Raw genomic sequence first — 25,575 nt, forward strand, 5'->3', positions numbered from 1 at the left:
CAACATGGCTCGGAATCCTTCTCGAAACCCGCCGTCAATCACTCCGTGGCTTCCGCCGGTGCCCTCCCGGTCACTTCGGATTCGATGCTCTCTGGACAGAGCCGATCGCGTTGGGTAGATATGAGGTCGCTGCGTAGCTGACCGGCGGGAAATGTGTCGCGGATGTGAAGGACGGTCATGCGCTTTCGTTTACTCGGGCCGTTGGAAGTGGCCGGCCCCGGTGGCCCGGCGCTGATCACCGCCGAGCGTCAGCGCGTCGTCCTGGCGGTGCTGCTCCTGGAGCCCAACCGGATCGTGCCGACGGACCGGCTGGTCGACGCGGTCTGGGGGGCATCCCCGCCGCCCACCGCGCGCGCCCAGATCCAGATCTGCGTCTCCATGGTCCGGGCCAGCATGGCGAAGGTCGGTCTGGCCGAGGTCATCCTGACCAGGTCGCCCGGCTACCTCGCCGAGGTCGGGGACGACGAGCTGGACCTCCAGGTCTTCGAGCGGGCCGCCGCGGCCGGACGCGCCGCCGCGGAGGAGGGCCGCTTCGAGGAGGCGGCCTCCTCCTTCGAGACGGCCCTCGGGCTCTGGCGCGGGTCCGCGTGCTTCGGCGGCGGCGTCACCAGCACGGTGCTCCAGGCCCCGGCCGCCCGGCTGGACGAGCAGCGGCTGGCCGTCGTCGAGCAGTGGGTGGACGCCCGGCTGGCCCTCGGCCTGCACCAGCAGCTCGTGGCGCGGCTCATCGACCTGGTCATGCAGAACCCGCTGCGGGAACGGCTCCGCGCCCAGCTGATGGTGGCGCTGTCCCGGTCGGGCCGCCAGGCCGAGGCGCTGGAGGTCTACCGGCGCGGCCGGCGCGAGCTGGTCGACGAACTCGGCATCGAGCCGGGGGAGGAGCTGCGCCGGATCCAGGAGGCGATCCTGGCCGGCCGGCTGGAGGGCGCGACGCGGCCGCCGGGCGCGCCGGCCGCCGCCCCCGCCGCGCCACCGGAGCCCGCCCCCGCCCCCGTGTCCGCGCCCGTATCCGTCCCCGCCCCCGTGCCCGAACCGGCGCCCGCGCCGGAACCCCCGGCGCAGGCCGCGGTCTTCGTCGAGCCGCCGGCGGTGCCCCGTCTGCTGCCCGGCGCCATCGCCGACTTCACCGGCCGCGACGAACTGCTCGCCCGGCTCAGAGCCGGCCTCGAGGAGGCCGCGGAGACGCCGTACGCCCTGCGGATCGTGGCGATCACCGGCAAGGGCGGAGTCGGCAAGACCACCCTCGCGGTCCACCTCGGGCATTCGTTGGCGAATCGTTTCCCCGACGGCCAGATGTTCGCCAAGCTGCGCGGACCCTCGGCCCAGCCGATCCTGCCGACCCGCATCCTGGAGCGCTTCCTGCGCAGCCTGGGCATCCCGGGACCGGCCGTGCCGCCGAGCATCGAGGAACGGGCCGAGCTCTTCCGCAACGTGGTCGCCGACCGGCGCATGCTCATCGTCCTCGACGACGCCATCGACGAGGAACAGGTGCGCTGGCTGCTGCCCGGCTCCTCCAACTGCCCGGTCCTCATCACGAGCCGGTCCCGGCTGGCCGGCCTGGAGGGCACGAACTCCGTCCAGATCGACGTGTTCTCCACCGAGCAGGCGCTGCAGCTCCTCAGCCGGATCCTCGGCGCCGAGCGGATCCACAGCGAGATGTCCAGCGCCCTGCTGCTGGTCAAGCAGTGCGGCAACCTCGCGCTGGCCCTGCGGATCGTGGCCGCCCGGCTGGCGGCCCGGCCGCACTGGCCGCTCAGCAAGATGGTGGCCAGGCTCGGTGACGAACGCCAGCGCCTGGACGAGCTGACCCACGGCGGCGTCGGCGTCCGGGCCGGCCTGGCCATGGCCTACCAGGGGCTGCCCCCCGACGCGCAGCGCCTCTTCCGGCGGCTGTCCATGCTGGAGGCCTCGGAGTTCGCCGGCTGGGTCGCCGCCCCGCTGCTCGACGTCGCCGCGACGGAGGCCGAGGACACCCTGGAGTTCCTCGTGGACGCCCAGCTCGTCGACGTCGAGGTGGTGAAGGGCAGCCGCCCCCGCTACCGCCTGCACGACCTGGTCCGGGTCTACTCGCAGGAGTGCCTGGCCGCGCACGAGACCACCGCCGAGCGGTCCGCCGTCCTCGGCCGGGTGCTCGGCACCTGGCTGTTCCTGGTGGAGGAGGCGCACCGGCGGGCGTACGGCGGGGACCACACGCTGATCCACGGGCAGGCACCCCGCCTGCCGCTCGACCAGCCCGTCATCGACCGGGAACTCGCCGACCCGCTCCGGTGGTTCGAGGACGAGCGGGCCAGCCTGATCACGGCCGTCCGGCAGGCCGCCGGCGCGGGCCTCGACGAGCTGTGCTGGGACCTGGCGCTCACCCTCGTCACGCTCTTCGAGATGTACGGCTACTTCGACGACTGGCGCACCACGCACGAGATCGCGCTCGCCGTCACCCAGCACAACGACAACCGGCGCGGCCGGGCGGCGATGCTGTACTCCCTCGGCACCCTGCACATGTTCCAGTACGAACTGGACGAGGCCCACGGCCGGCTGGGGCTCGCCGGCGACCTCTTCCGGCGGGTCGGCGACCTCCACGGCGAGGGCCTCGCCCTGCGCAACCTCGCCTTCGTCGACCGGATCCAGGGCCGCCTCGACGAGGCGATGGCGGGATACGAGAAGGCGCTCGGCATGCTCCGCGAGGTGAACGACTCCACCGCCGAGGCGCACGTCCTGAGCAACATGGCCCAGATACACCTGGACCGCGGACTGATCGCCGAGGGCAAGCGCGTCATGGCGGACGGCCTCGTGGCGGTCGAGCGCTCGGGCAACCGGCGGGTGCGCGCGCAGATCCTGTGCCGCCTCGGCGAGGCCCACCTGCAGATCGACGAGGTCACCGAGGCCGAGTACGCGTTCACCCGGGCCCTGGAGACCGTCCGCTCGGTCGGCGACCCGGTGGGGGAGTGCTACGTGCTCCGCGGACTCGCGATCGTGCGGTGGCGCCAGGGCGACCACGGCGCGGCCTACGGGATGCTGGAGCAGGCCATGGGGATCGCCACCCGGGCCCACGAATACCTCGCCATCGGCCGGATCCGGCTCTCGCTCGGCGAGGTGGCCGCGGACCGGGGCGACCGCGCGTGCGCCCGGGAGCACTTCGCCGCCGCCCTGGAGATCTTCGAGCGGATGCGGGCCACCCGGTGGCGGGAACAGACGCTGCGCCTGATGGGCGAGGTCGGCGCGACCCCCGGCTCCGGCCCCGCCGACGAGGCCGCCTACGCACGGGCGGGTGCGGGCTGAGACCCGCGGACGGGACGCATCCGGCGTCCCGCCCCACCAAGGACGCAATCGATGAGGCCGGTGTCACGTGAAACTGGGAGTGTGTGTCTCTGATGGAACCAACGGGCGGCCCGTCGACGGGCTGCCGGTCCGCATCGAAAGGCCGCGCCTGGACGCGTGGCAGACCGTGTGGCAGGGGCTGACCGGCAGCGACGGCCGGCTGGACCGGCCGCCCCGGCCGGAGGACGCCCCCGGGCCCTTCCGGCTGGTCCTGGAGACCGACCGGTATTTCACGACGCTCGGGATGCGGCCGTTCTACAGTCACATCGTGGTCGTGTTCGCCGAGTGGGAGACGGACCGGGAGATCCCGATCGTCATCGCCCCTCACGGATACGCGGTGAGCGCCGTCGGCCCCTGACGGAGGCCGACGGCGAGGCACGACGACAGGCGACCCCGCCCGGGCCGATCCCCGAGGGCGGCGCGGTCGCGCGAAGGCGATCCCTTCCCCGTTCACCATCACGGCCCCACGAGGGCGGAACTCCCTTGGCTCCCGGCGCTTAGCGAGTACTTAGCGTTCCGGTAGGAGGACGAAAAGGGACCTCGTGAGACTGGAGACATCCACCCGACCTCCGGGTCACGAGTTTCCACACGGGAGATCACCATGTTCGCTCTGCTGTGCACCCTGGCCGGATTCGCGGGCGTCTGGACCACGGACGACACCATCTGGGGCTGACCCCCTCCGGGGCCGGCCCTCCGCCGGCGAGCGGGAACGCCCCACGTACGGACGACGCAGGAAGAGACGCGGTGTTGATGGCAGGGGAAGAACGGACGGCGACCCGACCGGGGCGCCGGGGAGGCGACGGCGGATGAGCATCTCGGTTCGGGTCATCGACTCCACCAACGGCCGCCCGGTCGCGGACCTGGTCGTCACGCTGCACGCCCGGGAACAGGGGGCCTGGGCCGCCGTGGCCCGGTCGCGCACCGACGACACCGGGAAGATCGGCTCGCTGTCCGGCGAGGAGCTGCCGCGCGGCACCTACCGGCTCGTCTTCGAGACCGGCGAGTACTTCGCCGAACGGGCCCTCGACAGCCTCTACCCGGAGGTCGTCGTCTCCCTCCGCCACCCGGGCGACCCCGGCCACCTGCACGTCCCGCTGCTGCTCAGCCCGTTCTCGTACACCACCTATCGGGGGCCCGCCCCCAGGCAGGCGGCGGCCGAGCAGACGTGAGGCCGCCCGGCGGTCCCCTCTCTCCCGCCTTTCCCGCGCAAGCAGAAGGGATGGAACAGTTGTCGGACGCATCGCAGTCCACGCTTCACACCGTGCCCGTCGCATCCCTGCTGCCGGCGGACTCGCCGCGTCTTTCGGGGCTCAGCGAGGGCCACGCGCAGGCGCTCGCGGAAAGCGGCACCGCCTTCGAACCGATCCTCGTCCACCGGGGCACCGGCCGGGTCGTCGACGGCATGCACCGGCTCCGGGCCACGGTCCTGCGCGGCGAACCCCGCATCACCGTCCGCTACGTCGACGGACCGGTCGCCGACCTGTTCATCCGGTCGGTGCGGGCCAACATCGGCCACGGCCTCCCCCTGACCCTGGAGGACCGCAAGGCGGCCGTCCTGCGCATCCTCACCACCCACCCCCACTGGTCGGACCGGGCCATCGCCGCCGTCACCGGGGTGTCGCCCAAGACGGTAGGGGTCGTACGGGGGAGGCGTTCGACTGAGGAATCTCCTCAGTCGAACCCCGCCCTCCCCCGGGTGGGCCGGGACGGCCGGGTGCGCCCCGCCGACATGCCGGAACGCCGGGAGAAGGCCCGATCGCTGCTGGCGCAGCGGCCCCGGGCGACGCTGCGCGAAGTGGCCCGGGAGGCCGGCGTCTCCGTCAGCACCGCCCACCGCCTGCGGCAGGAACTGCGCTCCTGCGCGCCGGAGCCCGGCACGGACGGCCCGGCCCCGGCCGCCCGCGAGGACCCCGTCCGCCTCGCCCCCCTCGTGGTCGCGCCGCCGCCGCGGTGCCCCGCCCCCGGGCCCCGGCCCGTGCCGGTGGACGCCTCCGCGCGCGGGGCCGCCCGCCTGCGGGTGCGGGCCATGGACGTCCTGGCCAACGACCCCTCCCTCCGCTTCACGGACAGCGGCCGCGCCCTGCTGCGCTGGCTCAACGGCCAGGCCCACGGGCTGGCGGCGGGCGAGCAGCTGCTGGCCGCCGTCCCGCCGCACTGCGCCGGCGCCCTCACCGAGGTGGTGAGCCACTACGCCAGGGAGTGGGAGCGGCTGGCCGCCGGACTCCAGCGGACCGACCCGGTGAAGGACTCCTGGCGGGCGGCCCGGTGAGCCCCCGCCCGCGGGCGGACCGGCGGCGGGGCGCCCGTTCCCAGAGACAGGAGGCGAACACTTCTGCGGCGGTCGCTTCGTGGCTACCGTGAGACGTGCGACGAGGGGGACGGCACAGGGACTTCGCGGCCACGCCCCCCTCGCCCGGATCCGCTCGGCCGATCCGGAGGACCCCGCCGCGCCGGGACGCGAGACGGTCCGCGAAGAGATCACCGACGGGCCCCACAAGGGCAGGCGCGATGTGTTCTGACAGGAGCAGCGTGAACATCTCGGTGGACGACGCCAGAATCATGGCCAAGGCACTGTACGAGGCGCGTGCGACGGGCCGCCCCGTCCCCCCCTTCACCGACGACGACCCCGCGCTGGACGTGCACGACGGGTACGCCGTCCAGCGCGAACTCGTCGCGATGCTGACCGCCGCCGGCGACCGCGTCGTCGGCTACAAGGCGGGACTCACCTCCGCCCCGATGCAAGGACTGTTCGGCGTCGACACCCCCGACTACGGGCCGGTGCTCGCCTCGACCGTGTACGGGGACGGAGCCACCACGCCGGGCGGCGCGTTCATCGCGCCCAAGGTCGAGGCGGAGATCGTCTTCCGGCTCGGCAGCCCCCTCCGGGGGCCCGGGGTCACCGTGGAGGAGGCGCGGTCGGCGGTCGCCGAGGTCATGGCGGGCCTGGAGATCGTCGACTCCCGGATCGAGGACTGGCGGATCCGGCTCGCGGACACCGTCGCCGACCTCGCCTCGAACGGCGCGGTGGTGCTCGGCCCGCCGGTCGTCCTGCCCGAGGACTGCGACACCCGCCTCATCGGCATGGCCTTCTCCCGCAACGGCGAACTCGTCGCGACCGGAGCCGGCGCCGCCGCCCTGGGCGACCCGGCCGCGGTGGTCGCGTGGCTGGCCAACGTCCTCGGCGAGCACGGAGTGACGCTCGAAGCGGGACAGCTGATCATGACGGGCGCCCTCCACGCCGCGGTCCCGATGTGCCCCGGCGACCGCTTCGAGGCCGAGTTCGACCGGCTGGGCACCGTCACTCTTCACGTGGGCGACGCGTAGGCCACCGACGCCCCCCAAGGCGAATCCGTAGAGAGGGAAGGGCGATGCAGCCATGAAACGAACCGGGCGCCTGCCCGTGGCCGTCCTCGGCGCCGGCCTCATCGGCGTCGATCTGGCAGAGAAGATCATGCGTTCGGAGTTCCTCGACTGCGGCATGGTCGTGGGACGCGACGAGAACACGCCGGGCCTGCGGCAGGCGGCCGACCTCGGCCTTCCCATCGGCACGCGCGGCGTCGAGTCCCTCCTGGACGCCCCGGAACCGTTCGCCATCGTGTTCGACGCGACCAACGCCATGGCCCACGCCGAGCACGCGGAACGCCTCCGCCGGGCCGGCGCGAAGCTCGTGGACCTGACGCCGAGCAAGGTCGGCCGGATGGTGATCCCGAGCGTGAACGGCGCCGAGGTCCTCCACTGCGACGACATCAACATGATCAGCTGCGGCGGCCAGGCCTCGATACCCGTCCTCCACGCGCTCACCCAGGCCCACCGGGTCGAGTACGTCGAGGTCGTCACGACGGCCGCCAGCCCCAGCGTCGGCCGCTCCACCCGCCTCAACCTCGACGAGTACGTCGAGACCACCCAGGACGCCGTCCGCGACTTCACCGGCGTCAAGGACGTCAAGGCCATCCTCAACATCAGCCCGGCCAGACCGCCGGCCACCTTCCGGGTCGCCATGTCCGTGCTCGGGGAGGGCTTCGCCACCGCCTCGGTGACCGCGGCCGTGACGGCCGCCGCCGACCGGGTCCGCTCCTTCGTCCCGGGCTACCGGATCACCGCCTGCGTCGTGGAGGAGGGCAAGGTGTTCGTCGCCGCCGAGGTCACCTCCTCCGGCGGACGCATCCCCCGCTACGCCGGCAACCTCGACATCATCAACTCCGCCGCGGTCCACATCGCCGAGCAGTGCGCGGCGGCCGCCCCGGCGCGCACCGGTACGGAGACGCCATGAGCGCAGCCACCACGCCCGACGGCCCCGGAAAGCGGGTGCTCCTCTACGACGCGTCCCTCCGCGACGGCCACCACGCCGTCCGCCACCAGCTGGACGCCGGACAACTGCGGGCCTACGCGAGCGCGGCGGACGCCGCCGGCGTCCCCGTGGTCGAGATCGGGCACGGCAACGGCCTGGGAGCCTCCTCACTCCAGGTCGGGCAGGCCAGGCTCGGCGACGACGAGATGCTGTCGATCGTCCGCGAGGCCCTGCGCGACAGCAGGATGGCCGTGTTCATGCTGCCCGGCTGGGGCACCACCGGGGACCTGGAACGGGCCATCGCCCACCAGGTGGACGTGGTCCGGATCGGCACCCACTGCACCGAGGGGGACCTCGCCGAACGGCACCTGGGCTTCCTCCGCGAGCAGGGCGTCGAGGCCCAGGCCGTGCTCCTGATGAGCCACATGGCCACGCCCGGACGACTGGCCCGCGAGTGCGCCCGGCTGGTGGAGTTCGGCGCGAACGCCGTCGGCATCATGGACTCCTCCGGCCACTACCTCCCCGCCGACGTCACGGAACGCGTCACCGCCATGCGGGAGGCCGTCGACGTCCCGGTGATGTTCCACGCCCACAACAACCTCGGCATGGCGGTCGCGAACTCCGTCGCCGCCGCGGAGGCGGGCGCGGACATCCTCGACGCCTGCGCCCGCGGATTCGGGGCGGGCGCCGGCAACACCCAGCTGGAGGTCCTGGTGCCGGTGCTGGAACGGATGGGCTTCGCCACCGGGATCGACCTGTACGGACTCCTGGACGCCGCCGACCTCGCCGAGCGCGAGCTCATGCCGGCCCCGCCCGCCATCGACTCGCTGAGCGTCGTCAGCGGCCTGGCCGGCGTGTTCTCCGGATTCAAGAACCGGGTCCTGGACATCGCCCGGCGCGAGGACGTCGACCCGCGCGACGTCTTCTTCGAACTGGGCAGGCGGCAGGCCGTCGCGGGTCAGGAGGACCTGATCGTCGAGGTGGCCCTCGGCCTGAAGGCGGCACGAGGTGCGTGAGAGCCGCGGCCCCGCGGCCCTCCGTCGGGCGAGGACAACGAGGGAAGAGCAGCCGTGTACGACGAACTGAAGGACATCCTGGTCGCCGACCTCCAGGTGCGCGAGGAGGACGTCGTCCCCACCGCCACCCGCGAGGAGGTCGGACTGGACTCCCTGTCGGTGCTGGAACTCGCCGCCGCGCTGAACGAGCGGCTCGGCATCGAGGTCCACGACTACGAACTGCTGGACGCCGGAACCCTCGCCGACGTGGCCCGTCTGATGGCCGAACGGCGCCCCGGAGGCTGAGCCCCACCGTCGATCCGGGCGCCGCCCGCACGACCGGCGCGGCGGCGCCCCTCTCCCACGGGAGTCCCCATGACCCACCCACCCCTGCGCGCGGTCCTGGAGACCGTCGCCCCCTACAAGCCCTCCGACGGCGTCCACGACCCGGCCGCGCGCCCCCGCCCGCTGTCGGCGAACGAGTCGCCGCACACCCCCCTCCCCGGCATCGTCGAGGCGATCGCCGCCGCCGGCGCCGGCGTGAACCGCTACCCGGACCCCGGCTGCGGGGAGCTGATCCGCGCCCTCGCCCGCGCCCACGGCGTCACGGAGGACCGGATCGCCGTCGGCGCGGGCTCCGTCGCCCTCCTCCAGACCCTGTTCCAGGCGGTCGCCGACCCCGGCGCCCAGGCCGTCTACGCCTGGCCGTCGTTCGAGGTCTACCCCACCCTCGCCGCCCTGGCCGGCGTGGAGTCCGTCCAGGTGCCGCTGGCCGGCGAGACCCACGACCTCGCGGCCATGACCGACCGGATCACCGACCGGACCCGGCTCGTCGTCGTGTGCAACCCCAACAATCCGACCGGCACGGCCGTCGACCCCGAGGAACTCCGGAAGTTCCTCGGCTCGGTGCCGCCTACCTGCCTGGTCGCGGTGGACGAGGCGTACCACGAGTACGTCCGAGGACCGGCGGCGGCGAGCGCGCTGCCGCTGTGCGCCGGGCACCCGAACCTCGTCGTGCTGCGCACCTTCTCGAAGGCGTACGGACTGGCCGGGCTGCGGACCGGATACCTGGTGGGCGACCCCCGCGTCGTCGAGGGCCTCCGCAAGGCGGCCCTGCCCTACGCGGTGAACAGCGTCGCGCAGCGGGCGGCCGTCGCCGCCCTCGGCCTGGAGGACCGGCTGCTGCGGCGCGTCGACGAGACCGTCGCGGAACGCGCCCGCGTCCGCGACGCCCTGCTGCGCGCCGGCTGGGAGGTCCCCGACAGCCAGGCCAACTTCCTCTGGCTGCGCCTCGGCGAGGACGCCGCCGCCTTCGGCGCGTGGTGCGCGAGCCACGGCGTCGCCGTGCGCGCCTTCCCCGGCACGGGCGTCCGCGTGTCCATCGGCTCCGCCGAGGACGACGACCGGTTCCTCGCCGCGGCGGACGCGTGGCGCTCCCCGGAGCGGACGCCCCGCGCGGGACGGGAGGACCGGGCATGACCACCGTGCACCCCGCGCCCGGCGCGCCGGCGGCCACCGCCGGATCCTCCCGCCACGTGGTCGTCGCCCCGGGCATGTGCAGCGGCGGCTCCCTGGTGTTCGGCCGGATCGGCGACTGGACCTGGGAGGTGGTGAGCGAGTCGTGCCGGATCAACGTCCACGCGGCCCGCACCGCCGCGGGAGACCCCGCCTACCTCTCCTTCTACTACTTCCACGTGCGCGGCGGAGACGTCGTCCACCCGCACGGGCTCACCTTCGGCGACGAACTCCGCGTCGACTCCCGGGCCTTCCGGTTCGGCACCCAGTCCGTCATCACCCTGCACCGGCTGGCCCCCGCCGGCCTGGACCTGCCGGACGGCCCCCTGGACCCGGAGGAGGTGTACGCGCACCCGCACCCGGACTGCCTCTACGCCGAGAACTTCAACCGCTGGATCGCCCGCACCACCGCCGGCAGCAACCGGGGCCTCGCCCAGGTGACGCCGCCCGGCTTCGCCCACCAGGACCTGCCCCCGCTGCCCAACGCCCACTCCCCCCGGTCCCTCGTCGGCCGCGCCCGGGCCACCGGCAGCTTCCACCCCGACGGGCCCCCCGGCTTCCACGAGGACGGACCGCCCCGGACCTTCCCGTACGCCCTGGACGTGGTCCGCGACCTCAACGGCGCCGGACTCATGTACTTCGCCTCGTACTTCGCCGTCTTCGACACCGTGCTGCTGCGCCTGTGGCGCTCGCTGGGACGGACCGACGGGGAGTTCCTGCGGCGCAAGGTCCTCGACCAGAAGGTCGGCTACTTCGGCAACGCCGACCCCGGCACCGTCTTCACGGTCACCGTCCGCCGCTGGATCCGCGACGGGGCACCGGGGACCGAGGTCGCCGACATGGCCCTGCGCGACGCGGCCAGCGGCCGGCTGATCGCCGTCACCGCGATCGAGACCGCGACCGGACCCGGGCCGACCGCACGGCCGGTGACCCCGTGAGCGGCGGCGCCCCCGGTGCGACGGTGTGGCTGACCGGCCTGCCCAGCGCGGGCAAGACCACGATCGCGTACGACACGGCCGCCGCGCTCCGCTCCGCCGGGCACCGGGTGCAGGTCCTGGACGGCGACGAACTGCGCGCCCACCTCACGCCCGGCCTCGGCTTCTCCCGCGAGGACCGGGACGCCAACGTCGCCCGCGTCGGCTACGTCGCCCAACTGCTCGCCTCCCACGGCGTGACCGTGCTGGTCCCCGTCATCGCCCCGTACGCCGACGCCCGCGCGGCGGTGCGCGAACGGCACGCCGCCGCCGGCACCCCCTACGTCGAGGTGCACGTGGCGACACCGGTCGAGGTGTGCGCCACCCGCGACGTGAAGGGCCTCTACGCCCGGCAGGCGCGCGGCGAGATCTCCGGACTGACCGGAGTGGACGATCCGTACGAGCCGCCGGCCGCACCGGACCTGCGGCTCCCGGCACACGAGCAGAGCAGGACGGAGTCGGCGCGATCGCTGGTCGCGCTGCTGCGGCGGAAGGGACTGGCATGACGACCGCGACGCAACGGCCCGCACGGACCGACGACCCGTACGCACCGACCCACGCGGACGTGCTGGAGTCGGAGGCGGTGCACATCCTCCGCGAGGTGGCGGGGGAGTTCGAGCGGCCGGTGATCCTCTTCTCCGGCGGCAAGGACTCCATCGTCATGCTCCACCTCGCGCTGAAGGCCTTCGCCCCCGCCCCCGTGCCCTTCGCGCTGCTCCACGTGGACACCGGGCACAACTTCCCCGAGGTCCTGGAGTACCGCGACCGCGCCGTGGCCGCCCACGGGCTGCGCCTCCACGTGGCCTCCGTGCAGGAGTACATCGACCGCGGCGTCCTCAAGGAGCGTCCCGACGGCACCCGCAACCCGCTCCAGACGCTGCCGCTGACCGAGACGATCCAGACGGAACGGTTCGACGCGGTCCTCGGCGGCGGCCGGCGCGACGAGGAGAAGGCCCGCGCCAAGGAACGGGTGTTCAGCCTCCGCGACCGCTTCTCGCAGTGGGACCCGCGCCGCCAGCGCCCCGAGCTGTGGCAGCTGTACAACGGCCGGCACGCCCCCGGCGAGCACGTCCGGGTCTTCCCGCTCTCCGACTGGACCGAGCTGGACGTCTGGCAGTACATCGCCCGCGAGGGCATCGAACTGCCCGGCATCTACTTCGCCCACGAGCGCGAGGTCTTCCGGCGCTCCGGGATGTGGCTCCCGGTGGGCGCGTGGGGCGGCCCGGGGGACGGCGAGACCGTCGAGAAGCGGCGCGTCCGCTACCGCACCGTCGGCGACATGTCCTGCACCGGCGCCGTCGACTCCGACGCGGAGACCCTGGACCAGGTGATCGCCGAGATCGCCGCCTCCCGGCTCACCGAGCGGGGCGCCACCCGCGCCGACGACAAGCTCTCCGAGGCCTCCATGGAGGACCGCAAGCGCGAGGGGTACTTCTGAGCATGACCAGGACCACCGAACTCCCGGCCACCACCCTGCTGCGGTTCGCCACCGCCGGCTCCGTCGACGACGGCAAGTCCACCCTGGTAGGCCGCCTCCTGCACGACTCCAAGTCGGTCCTCGCCGACCAGCTGGAGGCCGTCGAGCGGGCGTCCGCCGTCCGCGGCCGCTCCGGAACCGACCTCGCCCTGCTCACCGACGGCCTGCGCGCCGAACGCGAACAGGGCATCACCATCGACGTCGCCTACCGCTACTTCGCCACCCCGAAGCGGCGGTTCATCCTCGCCGACACCCCCGGGCACGTGCAGTACACCCGCAACATGGTCACCGGCGCCTCCACCGCCCAGCTGACCGTGATCCTGGTCGACGCCCGCAACGGCGTCGTCGAGCAGACCCGCCGGCACGCCGCCGTCGCCGCCCTGCTCCGCGTCCCGCACGTCGTCCTCGCGGTCAACAAGATGGACCTGGTCGGCTACCGCGAGGCCGTGTTCGCCACGATCGTCGCCGAGTTCTCCGCGCACGCGGCCGAACTGGGCATCCGCGAGGTCACCGCCATCCCGATCTCGGCCCTGGCCGGGGACAACGTGGTGGAGCCCTCGGCGGTCATGGACTGGTACAGCGGCCCGACGGTGCTCGAACACGTGGAGTCGGTGCCCGTCGGCCCCGACCCGGCCGACGCCCGGGCCCGGCTCCCCGTCCAGTACGTCATCCGCCCGCAGACCGCCGAGCACCCCGACTACCGCGGCTACGCCGGCCGGATCGCCGCCGGCGTGCTCCAGGTCGGCGAGCCGGTCACGGTCCTGCCGTCCGGCCGCACGACGAGGATCGCCGGCATCGACCTGCTCGGCCGGCCGGTCGACTCCGCCCGGAGCGGGCAGTCGGTCACCGTCCTCCTGGAGGACGACCTCGACGTCTCGCGCGGCGACCTGATCGTCCCGACGGCGGAGGCCCCGGCGACCACGCCGCTCATCGACGCGACCGTCTGCCACGTCGCCGACCGGCCGCTCGGCGCCGGGGACCGCGTCCTGCTCAAGCACGGCACCCGCACGGTCAAGGCCGTCGTGGAGGACGTGCCCGCCCGGCTCGCCCTCGACGACCTGTCCCTGCGCCCGCACTCCGGCCGGCTCGTCGCCAACGACATCGGCCGCGTCCGGATCCGGACCGCCGAACCGCTGCCCGTCGACTCCTACGCCGACTCGCGCCGCACCGGCTCGTTCATCCTGATCGACCCCGACGACGGCACCACCCTGACCGCGGGCATGGTCGGCGCGTCCTTCGCCGCCCCCGGACCGGCCGCCGAGACCGGCCGGGACCTCTGAACCCGGGGGCCGGAGGAGCCTCCTCCGGCCCCGGTTCACCGGCCCCCTCCCGAGCCCTTCGCGGCCCTGGCCGTCAGCACCTCGCCGATCACGGCGAGCGGAGCGGGATCCAGCATCCCGTAGTGGCCGCACGCCACGTCCACGGCCGTCAGCCGACCGCCGGCGTACGCCCGCCAGGCCTCCGGAGCGCCGGCCGGCGCGTCCGACGCGGCGCGGAAGTGCAGCACGTCCACCCCGCGCGAGCGCGCGGGTACGGCCCGCAGCGCGTCCACCGCCGACCGCACCGCCAGCCGGGACCCCTCCACCGCCCGCTCCCCGAGCAGCGCGATCTGCTCCGGCGGGGTCCCGTCCCCGGCGAACCCGGCCGACGCGGCCACGTGCCGGTGCGTCTCCTCCCAGCCGGGCAGCCCCTCCCGGGGCGCCGGGTACGCGTCGAGCAGCGCCACGAACTCCACGGCGTGCCCCGTCTCGACCAGCTCCGCGGCCACCCCGTAGGCGAGGGTGCCGCCGACCGACCAGCCGAGCAGCCGGTACGGCCCCTCCGGCCACACCTCCCGGATCCGCCGCGCGTACTCCCGCACCAGCTCCTCCGGCTTGCGCGCGCCGCCCTCCGGATCGGCGAGGCTCGGCGCCTGCAGACCGTACAGCGGCACCTCCGGATCCAGGTGCGGCAGCAGCCGGGCGTACGGCCAGGCCAGACCGCTCGCCGCGTGCACCGCGAACAGCGGCGCGAGCCGCCCTCCCGTCCGCAGCGGCAGCAGCACGTCCAGACCGGAGCCGTCGCCGCCGCCGTCGAGCCGGCGCGCGAGGGCCGCCGGGGTCGGCGCCTCGAACAGGGCGCGGACGGTCAGCGCGGTGCCCAGCACCGCCCGCACCCGGCTCACCAGCCGGGTCGCGAGCAGCGAGTGCCCGCCCAGGTCGAAGAAGCCGTCGTCCGGGCCGACCCGCTCCACCCCGAGCACCTCGGCGAACAGCGCGCACAGCGGCTCCTCGTGCGCGTGCGCGGCCTCCCGGCGGGCGGTCGTGCCGTACGCGGGCGCCGGCAGCGCCGACCGGTCCAGCTTGCCGTTCGGCATCAGCGGGAACCGCTCCAGCCGCACCACCGCCGACGGCACCATGTGCTCCGGCAGCGCGGTCCGGACGAAGCGCCGCAGCTCCGCGCCGTCCGGCGCCCCGGCCCCCGCGGCCAGCACGTACGCGACGAGCCTGCGGTCGCCCTCGCGGTCCTCCCGCACCACCGCGACGGCCCGCGCCACGTCCTCGTGCCGCAGCAGGGCGGCCTCCACGTCGCCGAGCTCGATCCGGAAGCCGCGGACCTTCACCTGGCCGTCGAGCCGGCCCAGGTACTCCAGCTGCCCGTCGGCCCGCCACCGCACCTGGTCGCCGGTGCGGTACATCCGGCCGCCGGGCTCCCCGAACGGGCAGGCCACGAACCGCTCCGAGGTCGGCGCGGGCCGGTTCAGATAGCCGCGGCTCACCCCGTCGCCTGCGATGTACAGCTCGCCCGGCAGCCCCACCGGCACCGGCCGGAGCCACGGGTCGAGCACGTAGACCCGGGCGTTGGGCACCGGCCGGCCGATCGGCGGATCGCCGTCCGGCCCCTCCTCGCCGCCGCGCCACCACGTCGCGTAGGTGGTCGCCTCGGTGGGGCCGTAGATGTTGGTGACCGCGCAGCCGGGCACCCGCTCCCGCAGCTCGCGCAGCAGGGCGCGCGGCACCGCCTCCCCGCCGAGCACCACGTGCCGGGCCGTCACGTCGAGGGCGTCGCCCGCCGCCATGCTCGCCACCGCCGACGGCACGCCGCTGACCAGACTGCCCTCCCAGCCGTCCCGCTCCAGCAGCGCGAACAGGTCGTCGACCAGCTCCAGGTGCCCGCCGAGCGCCAGGGTCGCGACGATCTCGAAGACCGACACGTCGAAGCTGAGCGAGGTGGACGCCAGGACCCGCGCCATGCCGTCGGCCCCGAAGTGGTCCTCGACCACCGCCACGAAGTTCACCGCGTTCGCGTGCTCGACGACCACCCCCTTGGGGACGCCGGTGGTGCCCGAGGTGTAGATGACGTAGGCGGGGTGCCGGGGGAGGAGCGGACCCGACCGCTCCGCGTCCGCCACGTCCCCCTCCTCCTGCCCGGCGGCCCGCCGCACCACGGCCGGGTCGTCCAGGACGACCGCGGCCGTCCCCGCCGGCAGCACCCCCCGGGTCGCCCCGGTGACCACCGCCAGCCGGGGCCGGGCGTCGCCGAGCATCCGCGCCACCCGGTCGGCCGGATAGCGCACGTCGACCGGCACGTAGGCGGCCCCGGTCTTGAGGACGGCGAGCAGGGCCACGACCGTGTCCGGCGTCCTCGGCAGCGCCAGGGCCACCCGGGCCTCCGGCCCCGCGCCCTCGGCGATCAGCACCCGCGCCAGCCGGTTCGCCCGGCGGTTCAGCTCGGCGTACCCGAACTCCCGCCCCCGGTACGTCAGGGCCGTCCGGTGCGGGTCCCGCGCGGCCCGCGCCTCGATCAGGGCGGGCAGCACGGCCGGTGCCACCGGCCGTGCGGTGGCGTTCCACTCCTCCAGGAGCAGCCGGCGCTCGTCCTCCGACAGGCCCGGCAGGCTCCCGGCCGTGCGGTGCGGATCGTCGGCGATCGCCTCCAGGACCCGGCCCAGCCGGTCGGCGATCCCCTCCACCGCCGCGCGCCCGAACAGGTCCGGCCGGAAGTCGATCCGCAGGCCCAGCTCCTCGGCCGGCGTGCAGATCAGGGAGAGCGGGTAGTGGGTCGCGTCGAAGCCCGTCACGCCGACGAGCAGCGCCTCGCCGAGCCGGCGCTCGCCCGCGCCCATCGGGTAGTTGTCGAGGACGGCGGTGGTGTCGAACAGCGCCCCGAACCCGGCGCGCCGCTGGATCTCCGTCAGCCCGACGTGGTGGTGCTCCATCAGGTCGAGCTGCTCGTCCTGGACCCGCTCCAGCAGGTCGAGCAGCGTGTCCCGGGGGTCGATCCGCACCCGCGCCGGCACGGTGTTGATGAGCAGCCCCACCATCGACTCGACGCCGTCGACGTCCGCGGCCCGCCCCGACACCGTCATCCCGAACACCACGTCGCCCTGCCCGGTCAGCTGCCGCAGCACCAGCCCCCAGGCCACCTGCGTCACCGTGCCGAGCGTGACCCCCGCCTCCCGGGCCCGGGAGGCCAGCGCGGCGGTGCGCGCGGCCGGCAGGGTGCGGACCACCCGCTCGGGCACCACCGTGTCCGTGCCCTGCGCCCGCGGCGCCACCAGCGTCGGCCCCTCGATCCCGGCCAGCGCCTCCGCCCACGCCTGCCGGGCCTCCTCCTCGTCCGCCGTGGCGAGCCAGTCCAGGTAGGAGGTGTACGAGGGGGCGGGCGGCAGCGGGTCGGCGCCGGCCCCCGCGCCGTACAGCAGGAACAGCTCGTCGAGGAGGATCGACGTGGACCAGCCGTCCAGGATGATGTGGTGGTTCGTCAGGACGAAGCGCCACCGGGCGGTGTCCAGACGGATCAGCAGGAAGCGGATCAACGGCGGCCGGGCGGGGTCGAAGCGCCGCCGCCGCTCCTCCCCGGCGAGCCGCACGGCCTCGGCCTCCCGGTCGCCGGGCGCCGTCCCGGTGAGGTCCGCCGTCCGCCAGGCCGGCTCCAGCCGGGGCCGCACGAACCGCACGGGCGCCCCCGACGCGTCCGTGCGGAGCCCGGACCGCAGGCTGTCGTGCCGGTCCGTCAGCACCCCGCAGACCCCGCGCAGCAGACCGGGGTCGACCGGCCCCTCGAAGTCCAGGGCCAGCTGGATGGTGTAGACGTCCTGGCCGTCCGTGTCGAACGCCGTGTGGAAGAACAGCCCCTCCTGGAGCGGCGCCGGTCTCGACGTCCCCCCGTCGGAGTGCTCGTACGCGGGGTGTGATGCGGTCACGCCGTGCCTCCCGGCTCCGTGGTGGTCGTGGTCAGGTGCTCCAGGGCCGTGCACCAGGCGTCGGCCAGCGCCTCCACCCGGGCCCGCTCCAGCAGGGCCTCCGGATACGCCCAGGTGACGTGGAGCTCCGGCCGGTCGCCGCGGTCGTGGACGATCGCCGACACCTCCAGGAGGTGCGTCAGCGGCATCCCGGGGTCGCCGCCCCCGCCGACCGCGCCGGCCTCCGGCACCAGGCCCCAGTCCGTGCCGTCCGGCCGGTCGAAGCGGCCCAGGTAGTTGAAGAGGACCTGCGCCCGGGGCAGCGCCCCGAGCACGGGTCCGGTCTCCGGATGGAGGTGGCGCAGCAGCCCGAAGCCCAGCCCCTTGTCCGGCATGCTCCCCAGCTGCCGGTCCACCGCCCGTACGGTGCCCTCCGGGTCGTCCGGACGCCCCGGCAGCCGCACCGGGAACATGCTGGTGAACCAGCCGACGGTCGCCGACAGGTCGAGGCCGCCCGCGATCTCCTCGCGGCCGTGCCCCTCCACGTCCACGAGGAACGGCGCCCCGCCGGGCTCCGCGCGCCACCGTCCCGCCGCCATGCTCAGCGCGCCGAGCAGCACCGCGTTCACCCCGACGCCGAGGCGGGCGGGCACGCGGGTCAGCAGCGGCTCCGTCCGGTCGGCGGGCAGGAGCCGGGTGACGGTGCGCTTCGTCCCCTCGACGTCCCGCGCGGCCACCAGCCCCGCCCCGGCGACGAGTTCGCCCGCGCCCTCCAGGAGCCCGCGCCAGAAAGGCAGTTCGGACACCCGGCCGGGCGCCTCGGCCGCCAGCCGGCGGCCCCAGTCGGCGAAGGACACGGGCGCGGCGTCCGGCCCCCCGGGCCGGGGGGCGACGCCGCCGGCCAGGTCCTCCAGGAGGATCCGCCACGACACGCCGTCCACGACGAGGTGATTGACCATCAGGAGCAGCCGGCCGGGCCGGCCGGGGCCCGCGTCGAACCACACCGCCTGGACCATCCTCCCCTCGCCGGGCGCCAGCCGCCGCCGTGCCGCGTCCGCCTCGGCCCGCACCCGCTCCGCGAGCCCCCCGGCCACCCACCCGGCCGCGTCGACCCGCACGAGCACTCCGGCCGCCTCGACCGCGCCGTGCGGCAGGACGTCGAAGCGCCACCCGGGCTCCCGGGTCAGCCGCGTCCGCAGGGCGTCGTGCCGGTCGAGCAGCGCCTGGAGCAGCGCGCGCAGGCGCTGCGGGGACAGGTCCGCCGGGGTCCTGACGAGCACGGACTGGTGGAAGCCGTCGACGGGCCCGCCCCGCTCGCGCTGCCAGTGGAGGATCGGGGTGAGCGGCACCCCGCCCGGCTCCGCCGCCACGGCCCGCTCCTGCACGGCCGGCGCCGGCCGGGGCGCACCCGCCCCGGGGGTCCGTACCTTCGCGTGGGCGGCGAGCGCGGCCACCGTCCGGTGGCGGAAGACGTCCTTCGTGGAGAGCGACAGACCGCGCGAGCGGGCCCGGGACACCAGCCGGATCGACACGATGCTGTCGCCGCCGAGCGCGAAGAAGTCGTCCTCCACGCCGACTTCGCCCCGCCCGAGGACGGCCGCGAACAGCTCGCACAGGATCTTCTCCGCGGCGGTCTCCGGCTTCCGGGTCCTCCCCGAGGGGGAGGCGGCGTCGTGCGGGGCGGGCAGGGCGGACCGGTCGAGCTTGCCGTGGGGCGTGAGCGGCAGCCCGCCGGGGAGCACGACGACGGCGGGGACCATGTACGAGGGCAGTTCCTGCCGTGCCCACGCGGACAGCGAGGGCCCGAGGCCGTCGTCCCCGGCGGCGTCCCGGGCGGGCACCGCGTACGCGACGAGGCGGCGCTCGCCCGGCCGGTCCTCGCGCACCACGACGGCGCTGCGGACGACCCGCGGGTGCCGGTCCAGGGCCGCCTCGACCTCGCGGGGCTCGATGCGGAAGCCGCGCAGCTTCACCTGGTCGTCTGTGCGCCCGAGGAAGCGGAGACCGCCGCCGGCGGTCCACCGGACCAGGTCGCCGGTGCGGTACAGCCGGCCGCCGGGCGGCCCGTACGGGTCGGCGACGAACCGTTCGGCGGTCTGCCCCGGCCGGCCGAGATAGCCCCGCGCCACGCCCGGACCCCCGAGGTACAGCTCGCCCGGGACGCCGACGGGCACCGGCCGCAGCGCCTCGTCCAGGACGTACACCCGGGTGCCGCCCAGCGGCGAGCCGAGCGGCGGACGCTCCGCGTCGCGCGCGTCGATCGGGGCCGCGAGGGACCAGATGGTCGTCTCCGTCGGCCCGTACGCGTGGACGACCTCCGACGCCAGGGCGGTGAGCTTCCCGGCGAGGGCGGGGGGCAGCGCCTCGCCGCCGACGAGGACGCGCAGCCCCCGGACCGCCTCGGGCACCTCGGCCACGAGGCCCGACCACAGCGACGGCGTCGCCTGGACGGCGGTGACCCCGTGCCGTTCGACGAGCCGGCCGAGGGCCCGCGGCTCGCGCACCTCGTCGGGGGAGGCGAGGACGACCGCCGCGCCGCCGAGCAGCGGCAGCAGGAGTTCCAGGTGCGCGATGTCGAAGGCGACGGTCGTCACGGCGAGCAGCCGGTCGGCGGGGCCCAGCGGCAGCAGGTCCCGCAGGGAGGCCAGCAGATGGGCGAGGTTGCCGTGGGTGACCGCGACCCCCTTCGGGAGGCCCGTCGAACCGGAGGTGTAGAGGACGTACGCCGTGGCGTCGGCCGGCACCGCCCCGTACGGCACCGGGCCGACGGCACCGGCCTCGGCTTCGGCACCCGCACCGGTTTCGGCCCCGGCCCCGGCGGTGAGGGTGGCGGCGAACGCGGGGTCGTCCAGCGCCTGCCAGGCGTCGGTGCCGAGTGCCTCGCGGGTGGCCCGGTCGGAGAGCACCAGGAGCGGCGCGGCCTCCTCCAGCACCCGGGCCACCCGGTCCCGGGGATGGCCCGGATCGACCGGGAGGTACGCGGCGCCGGCGCGGTGCACGGCGAGGAGCGCGACCAGGAGGTCGGGCGTGCGGTCCATCGCCACGGCGACCAGCCGCTCCGGCCCGGCGCCGAGCCCCCGCAGCCGCCGGGCCAGCCGCTCCACCCGCGCGTCGAGTTCCCCGTACGTGATCCGCCGCGCCCCTTGGACCACGGCGACCGCGCCGGGCGTCCGGGCGGCCTGCTCGCGGAACCACCCGGGCACCGTGCCGGCCGGCGTCCGCGCACCGGCCGGCGACCCGCTCCACTCCGTGAGCACGGCGCGGCGCTCGGCCGGGGACAGCAGGTCCAGCTCCCGCACCGGCCGGGCCGGCCGGTCCGTGGCCCCGGCGAGGAAGCGGGCGAAGCACCCGGCGAGCCGCTCGGCGGTGGCGCGGTCGAAGAGGTCGAGGGCGTAGACCAGACTGCCCTCCAGACCGCCGCCGGACTCGGTCAGGTCGAAGAGCAGGTCGAAGGGGACGGAGCGGTAGCGGCCCGGGCGCAGCGCCTCGACGTGGAGACCGGGCAGCTCCAGCGCGCCGGCCGCGTTGTTCTGCAGGCTCAGCATGACCTGGAAGAGCGGGTGCCGGGCCGCCGACCGCGTGGGTCCGACGGCGTCCACGACCTGCTCGAAGGGCACGTCCTGGTGCTCCAGCGCGGCGAGCACCGCGGAGCGGACCCGGTCGAGCAGGACGCCGAAGTCCGGGTCCCCGGAGACGTCGGTCCGCACCACCACGGTGTTCACGAAGCAGCCGACCAGCTCGTCGAGACCGCTGTCGGTGCGTCCGGCGACCGGGCTGCCGACCAGGACGTCCGTCCCCGCGCCCAGCCGCCGCAGCAGACCCGCCAGGGCGGCGTGCAGCACCATGAACACGCTCGCGCCGTGCCGCCGCGCCAGGGCGGTCAGCCGCGCGTGCTCGGCCGGGGCGAGCCGGAACGGCACCGTGCCGGCACGGTGGGTGGCGGTGGCGGGGCGCGGCCGGTCGAGCGGAAGCGCAAGCTCGTCGGGGGCGCCGTCCAGCACGCCGCGCCAGTGGGCGAGCTGACGGGCCAGGACGCCGTCCGGGGCGGCCGTGCTCCCGAGCACCTCGCGCTGCCACAGCGTGAAGTCGGCGTACTGCACGGGCAGTTCGGGGAGGTCGGGGGCGCGTCCGCGCAGCCGGGCGGCATAGGCCGAGGAGAGGTCGCGGAGGAAGGGCGCGGCGGACCAGCCGTCGAAGGCGATGTGGTGGAACGTGACCGCCAGGACGTGGTCCTCGGGGCCGCGGGCGAAGAGCTCCGCCCGCACCGGTCTCTCCCGCGCCAGGTCGAAGGCGCGCTCCGACGCCGCCGACACCGCCGCGTCGGTCTCCGGCTCCGGCACCTCCCGCACCGGCAACGAGAACGGGCCCGCCTCCAGGACCCGTTGGCGCGGCGTCCCGTCGACGACCGGGAAGACGGTGCGCAGGCTCTCGTGCCGCGCCACCACGTCACCCAGCGCCGCCGACAGCGCCCCGGCGTCCAGCGGACCCGTCAGCCGCAGGGCGGTCGTGACGGTGTGCGAGGCGGCGCCCTCCGCCAGCTCGCCCTGCGCCCAGAAGCGCAGTTGGGAGAAGGACGGGGGCAGGACGTCCCCGCGCGGCCGCCGCCGCAGCCGGCCGCGCCCGGAGCGTCCGGTCCCGCGGCGCGCCGCGAGCCCCGCGGGCGTCGGCGACGCGAAGACCGCCCGCGTCGTGATCCCGTCGTCCAGCACCTCGCGCAGCCGGTTCACCAGCCGGACGGCCAGCAGGGAGTGGCCGCCGAGCGCGAAGAAGTCGTCGTCGGCGCCCACGTCCGGCACCCCGAGGACCTCGGCGAACAGGTCGCACACCAGCCGCTCGGCGGGCGTCCGCGGCGGACGGGAGCCGCCGCCGCGCCCGGGGGCGGGCAGCGCCGCCCGGTCCAGCTTGCCGTGGGGCGTGAGCGGCAGCCCGCCGGGGAGCACGACGACGGCGGGGACCATGTAGTCGGGCAGGGTCCGCCGGGCGTGCTCGGCGACCTCCGGCGCGGGATCGCCGGCGAGGCCCGGGGCGGGGACGACGTAGGCGGCGAGCGCGCGCTCGCCCGGCCGGTCCTCCCGGACGAGGACGGCGGCCCGGGCGACGGCCGGGTGGCGCTCCAGGACGGCCTCGATCTCGCGGGGCTCGACGCGGAAGCCCCGGATCTTGACCTGGTCGTCGACGCGGGCCAGGAAGTCGAGTTCGCCGTCGGCGGTCCAGCGGACGAGGTCGCCGGTGCGGTACATGCGGCCGCCGGGTCCGCCGTACGGGTCGGCGACGAAGCTCCCCGCGGTGAGGCCCGGGCGGCCGAGGTAGCCGCGGGCCAGACCGGCCCCCGCCAGGTACAGCTCGCCCGGCACCCCGACCGGCACCGGCCGGAGCCGTTCGTCGAGCACGTACACCCGGGTGTTCGCCATCGGCCGGCCGATCGGGGGCCTGCCGCCGTACGCGTCCCGGCCGGTGCCGGACGCCGTCCCCGCGTCCGCGGTCCGGGCCGGGTCCAGTCGGCCGAAGGTGGTGAACGCCGTGTTCTCGGTCGGCCCGTACACATGGGTCAGCGCCGTGCCGGGGTGGTCCCCCAGCATCCGCCGCACGGCCCCGGCCGACGGCTGCTCGCCTCCGGTCCAGACGTGCCCCAGCCGGCCGAGCACCGGATTCCCCTCCGCGACCAGCAGGTTGAAGAGCGCGGTGGTGAGGAACGCGCTGTTCGCCTCCCCCTCGGCCACCGCCCGCTCCAGGGCGGCCGGAGAGGAGTCGCCGGGCGGCACCATCACGACCGTGCCCCCGCGCAGCAGCGGCACCCACAGCTCGTACGTCGACGCGTCGAAGGAGTGCGGCGAGTGGGCGAGCACCCGGGTGTGGCCGCCGTCCTCGTCCCAGCAGGGATCGGCGGCGAGGGCGACGACGTTCCGGTGGGTGACCAGGACGCCCTTGGGGCGGCCGGTGGAGCCGGAGGTGTACATCGCGTAAGCGGCCCGGTCGCCGGCGGGCTCCGGCCACGCGCCGGGCTCCGCCGCCTCCGCGTCCCGGTCGGGGCCGGCCGGACCGGGCTCGTCCACGAGCACGAGCGGCAGGCCGGGCGGCCCGTCCGCGAGGGCCCCGGCCCGTTCCCCCGTGGACGCGTCCGCCAGGATCAGGCAGGGCCGCGCGTCGGCCAGCACCGCGCGCTGCCGGTCGTCCGGGTTGCGCGGGTCCAGGGGCAGGTAGGCGGCCCCCGTCCGCAGGACGGCGAGCAGGGCGACGACCAGGTCGGCCGAGCGGTCCGCGGCCACGGCGACCAGCCGTTCCGGCCCCGCGCCGCGCCGCCGCAGGCGGTGGGCGAGCCGGTCCGCGCGGGCGTCCAGCTCCGCGTAGGTGAGCCGGGTCCCGCCGCAGACCACCGCGGTGGCGTCGGGCGCGGCGGCCGCCCGGCGCCGGAACAGCTCCGGCACGGAGTCGGCCGGGAGGGCGGTGGCGCGGCCGTTCCACGTCTCCAGCGTCGTGTGCCGTTCTGCGGGGGAGAGGAGTTCGTGCCGGCCGACGGGCAGCTCGGGCGCGGCGACCGCCTGCGCCAGGAAGGCGGTGAAGCCCCGGGCCAGCCGCTCGGCGGTGGCGCGGTCGAAGAGGTCGCGGGCGTAGACCAGCGCGCCGCCCAGCGCGCCGTCGGTCTCCGTGACGTCGAGGAGCAGGTCGTAGACGATCGTCCGGTGCGTGTAGTCCAGCAGGCGGGCGTCGAGGCCGGGGAGGTCCACGACGGCGCCCGCGTTGTTCTGCAGGCTGAGCATCACCCGGAAGAGCGGGTGGCGGTCCGCCGAGCGGGCGGGGTTGACGGCCTCCACGACCTGCTCGAAGGGCACGTCCTGGTGGTCGAGGGCGGCGACGACGCTCCGCCGGGTCCGCCGGAGCAGCTCGTGGAAGTCGGGGTCGCCGGAGGTGTCGGTCCGGACGACGACGGTGTTGACGAAGCAGCCGACGAGGTCGTCGAGGCCGACGTCGGTGCGGCCGGCGACCGGGCTGCCGACCAGGACGTCGGTGCCGGCGCCGATCCGGTGGAGGAACCCGGCGAAGGCCGCGTGCAGGACCATGAAGGTGCTGGCGCCGTGCCGCAGGGCGAGCGCGGAGAGCGGCCGGACGCCGTCGGCGGGCAGGTGGAAGGGGACGCTGCCGGCCCGGTGGGTGGCGGCCCCGCGGCGCGGCCGGTCGGTGGGCAGCGGGAGTTCCGCCGGCGCGTCGGCGAGGGCGCGCCTCCAGTGGGCCAGCTGCTCGGCGGCGAGACTGCCGGGATCGTCGGGCGAGCCGAGCCCCTTGCGCTGCCAGAGGGTGAAGTCCACGTACTGCACCGGCAGTTCGTCCCAGGACGGCGGCCGTCCCCCGAGGCGCGCGGCGTAGGCCAGGGACAGGTCGCGGAGGAACGGCGCGACGGACCAGCCGTCGATGGCGATGTGGTGCACGGTGATCGCCAGGACGTGCCGGCCGGTGGAGCCGACGGCCAGCAGCACGGCCCGCAGCGGGAGTTCGCGCTTCAGGTCGAAGCGGTGCCCGGTCTCCTCGGCCAGCGCCGCCTCGACGTCCCGCTCCGCCACCCGGCGCTCGGGCAGCCCGACCGGCGCCGCCTCCAGGACGTGCTGCCGGGGCACGCCGTCGGTGACCGGGAAGACGGTGCGCAGGCTCTCGTGCCGCGCCACCACGTCCCCCAGCGCCTCGCGCAGCGCCGCCGTGTCCGGCCGGGCCGCCAGCCGGAGCGCCATCGAGGTGTTGGGCGACTCTCCGCCCCGGTCCAGCTCTTCCTGGAACCAGAACCGCAGCTGCGAAAACGACAGGGGGATCACGGTGGTCTCGGCCTCTCGGTTCTCTCGGGTCTTCCGGGCTCCGGG

At 75.4% G+C, this 25,575-nt stretch carries 15 protein-coding genes; 13 read left to right on the top strand and 2 right to left on the bottom strand.

The window, feature by feature from the left end; translation table 11 throughout:
* Positions 1-177: 177 nt before the first annotated feature.
* The 13 genes from ACFW6A_RS20670 (at position 178) to ACFW6A_RS20730 (ending at position 13,844) form a co-directional block, all read left to right on the top strand.
* Entirely contained in the window at positions 178-3,276 is a 3,099-nt protein-coding gene (locus tag ACFW6A_RS20670) for a BTAD domain-containing putative transcriptional regulator (RefSeq protein WP_386641822.1), read from the top strand.
* Positions 3,277-3,355: 79 nt separating this feature from the next.
* Positions 3,356-3,673: a hydroxyisourate hydrolase gene (locus ACFW6A_RS20675; RefSeq protein WP_351845656.1), complete on the top strand. Its 318-nt coding sequence runs from the start codon at positions 3,356-3,358 to the stop codon at positions 3,671-3,673.
* A gap of 448 nt (positions 3,674-4,121) precedes the next feature.
* On the top strand, positions 4,122-4,484 hold the full coding sequence (gene uraH / locus ACFW6A_RS20680; protein WP_351845654.1) for a hydroxyisourate hydrolase: 363 nt from the start codon (positions 4,122-4,124) through the stop codon (positions 4,482-4,484).
* 92 nt (positions 4,485-4,576) lie between these two features.
* A complete protein-coding gene (locus ACFW6A_RS20685) occupies positions 4,577-5,584 on the top strand; it encodes a helix-turn-helix domain-containing protein (RefSeq protein WP_351845652.1) in 1,008 nt (335 codons plus the stop codon).
* Between the two features lie 260 nt (positions 5,585-5,844).
* On the top strand, positions 5,845-6,639 hold the full coding sequence (locus ACFW6A_RS20690) for a fumarylacetoacetate hydrolase family protein (protein ID WP_351845650.1): 795 nt from the start codon (positions 5,845-5,847) through the stop codon (positions 6,637-6,639).
* A gap of 52 nt (positions 6,640-6,691) precedes the next feature.
* Positions 6,692-7,585, top strand: coding sequence for an acetaldehyde dehydrogenase (acetylating) (locus tag ACFW6A_RS20695; protein ID WP_351845648.1), 894 nt, complete (start codon positions 6,692-6,694; stop codon positions 7,583-7,585).
* A complete protein-coding gene (gene dmpG / locus ACFW6A_RS20700) occupies positions 7,582-8,619 on the top strand; it encodes a 4-hydroxy-2-oxovalerate aldolase (RefSeq protein ID WP_351845646.1) in 1,038 nt (345 codons plus the stop codon). Before ACFW6A_RS20695 ends, dmpG begins: the two co-directional genes overlap by 4 nt.
* Before the next feature lie 54 nt (positions 8,620-8,673).
* Positions 8,674-8,904 carry an acyl carrier protein gene (locus ACFW6A_RS20705; RefSeq protein WP_351845644.1) on the top strand — a complete coding sequence of 77 codons (231 nt, stop codon included), beginning with the start codon at positions 8,674-8,676 and terminating at the stop codon, positions 8,902-8,904.
* A gap of 69 nt (positions 8,905-8,973) precedes the next feature.
* Positions 8,974-10,077, top strand: a complete 1,104-nt coding sequence (gene hisC, locus ACFW6A_RS20710) for a histidinol-phosphate transaminase (RefSeq protein ID WP_351845642.1) — start codon at positions 8,974-8,976, stop codon at positions 10,075-10,077.
* Entirely contained in the window at positions 10,074-11,051 is a 978-nt protein-coding gene (locus ACFW6A_RS20715; RefSeq protein WP_386641829.1) for an LnmK family bifunctional acyltransferase/decarboxylase, read from the top strand. Before hisC ends, ACFW6A_RS20715 begins: the two co-directional genes overlap by 4 nt.
* Positions 11,048-11,593, top strand: coding sequence for an adenylyl-sulfate kinase (gene cysC / locus ACFW6A_RS20720; protein WP_386641832.1), 546 nt, complete (start codon positions 11,048-11,050; stop codon positions 11,591-11,593). Before ACFW6A_RS20715 ends, cysC begins: the two co-directional genes overlap by 4 nt.
* Positions 11,590-12,525 carry a sulfate adenylyltransferase subunit CysD gene (gene cysD / locus ACFW6A_RS20725; RefSeq protein WP_351845636.1) on the top strand — a complete coding sequence of 312 codons (936 nt, stop codon included), beginning with the start codon at positions 11,590-11,592 and terminating at the stop codon, positions 12,523-12,525. Before cysC ends, cysD begins: the two co-directional genes overlap by 4 nt.
* A 2-nt stretch (positions 12,526-12,527) precedes the next feature.
* The gene (locus tag ACFW6A_RS20730; RefSeq protein ID WP_351845634.1) at positions 12,528-13,844 is read left to right on the top strand and encodes a GTP-binding protein; all 1,317 of its coding nucleotides are present in this window, start codon (positions 12,528-12,530) and stop codon (positions 13,842-13,844) included.
* Positions 13,845-13,879: 35 nt separating this feature from the next.
* Here the strand turns inward: ACFW6A_RS20730 and ACFW6A_RS20735 are convergent, their stop codons facing one another.
* Both ACFW6A_RS20735 and ACFW6A_RS20740 read right to left on the bottom strand, forming a co-directional pair.
* Positions 13,880-17,749 carry an amino acid adenylation domain-containing protein gene (locus ACFW6A_RS20735; RefSeq protein ID WP_386641836.1) on the bottom strand — a complete coding sequence of 1,290 codons (3,870 nt, stop codon included), beginning with the start codon at positions 17,747-17,749 and terminating at the stop codon, positions 13,880-13,882.
* On the bottom strand, positions 17,746-25,530 hold the full coding sequence (locus ACFW6A_RS20740; RefSeq protein ID WP_386641839.1) for an amino acid adenylation domain-containing protein: 7,785 nt from the start codon (positions 25,528-25,530) through the stop codon (positions 17,746-17,748). The genes ACFW6A_RS20735 and ACFW6A_RS20740 overlap by 4 nt, the downstream gene beginning before the upstream one ends.
* Positions 25,531-25,575 lie beyond the last annotated feature (45 nt).

The sequence above is a fragment of the Streptomyces sp. NPDC058758 genome (genome assembly GCF_042746075.1).
Lineage (GTDB): Bacteria > Actinomycetota > Actinomycetes > Streptomycetales > Streptomycetaceae > Streptomyces.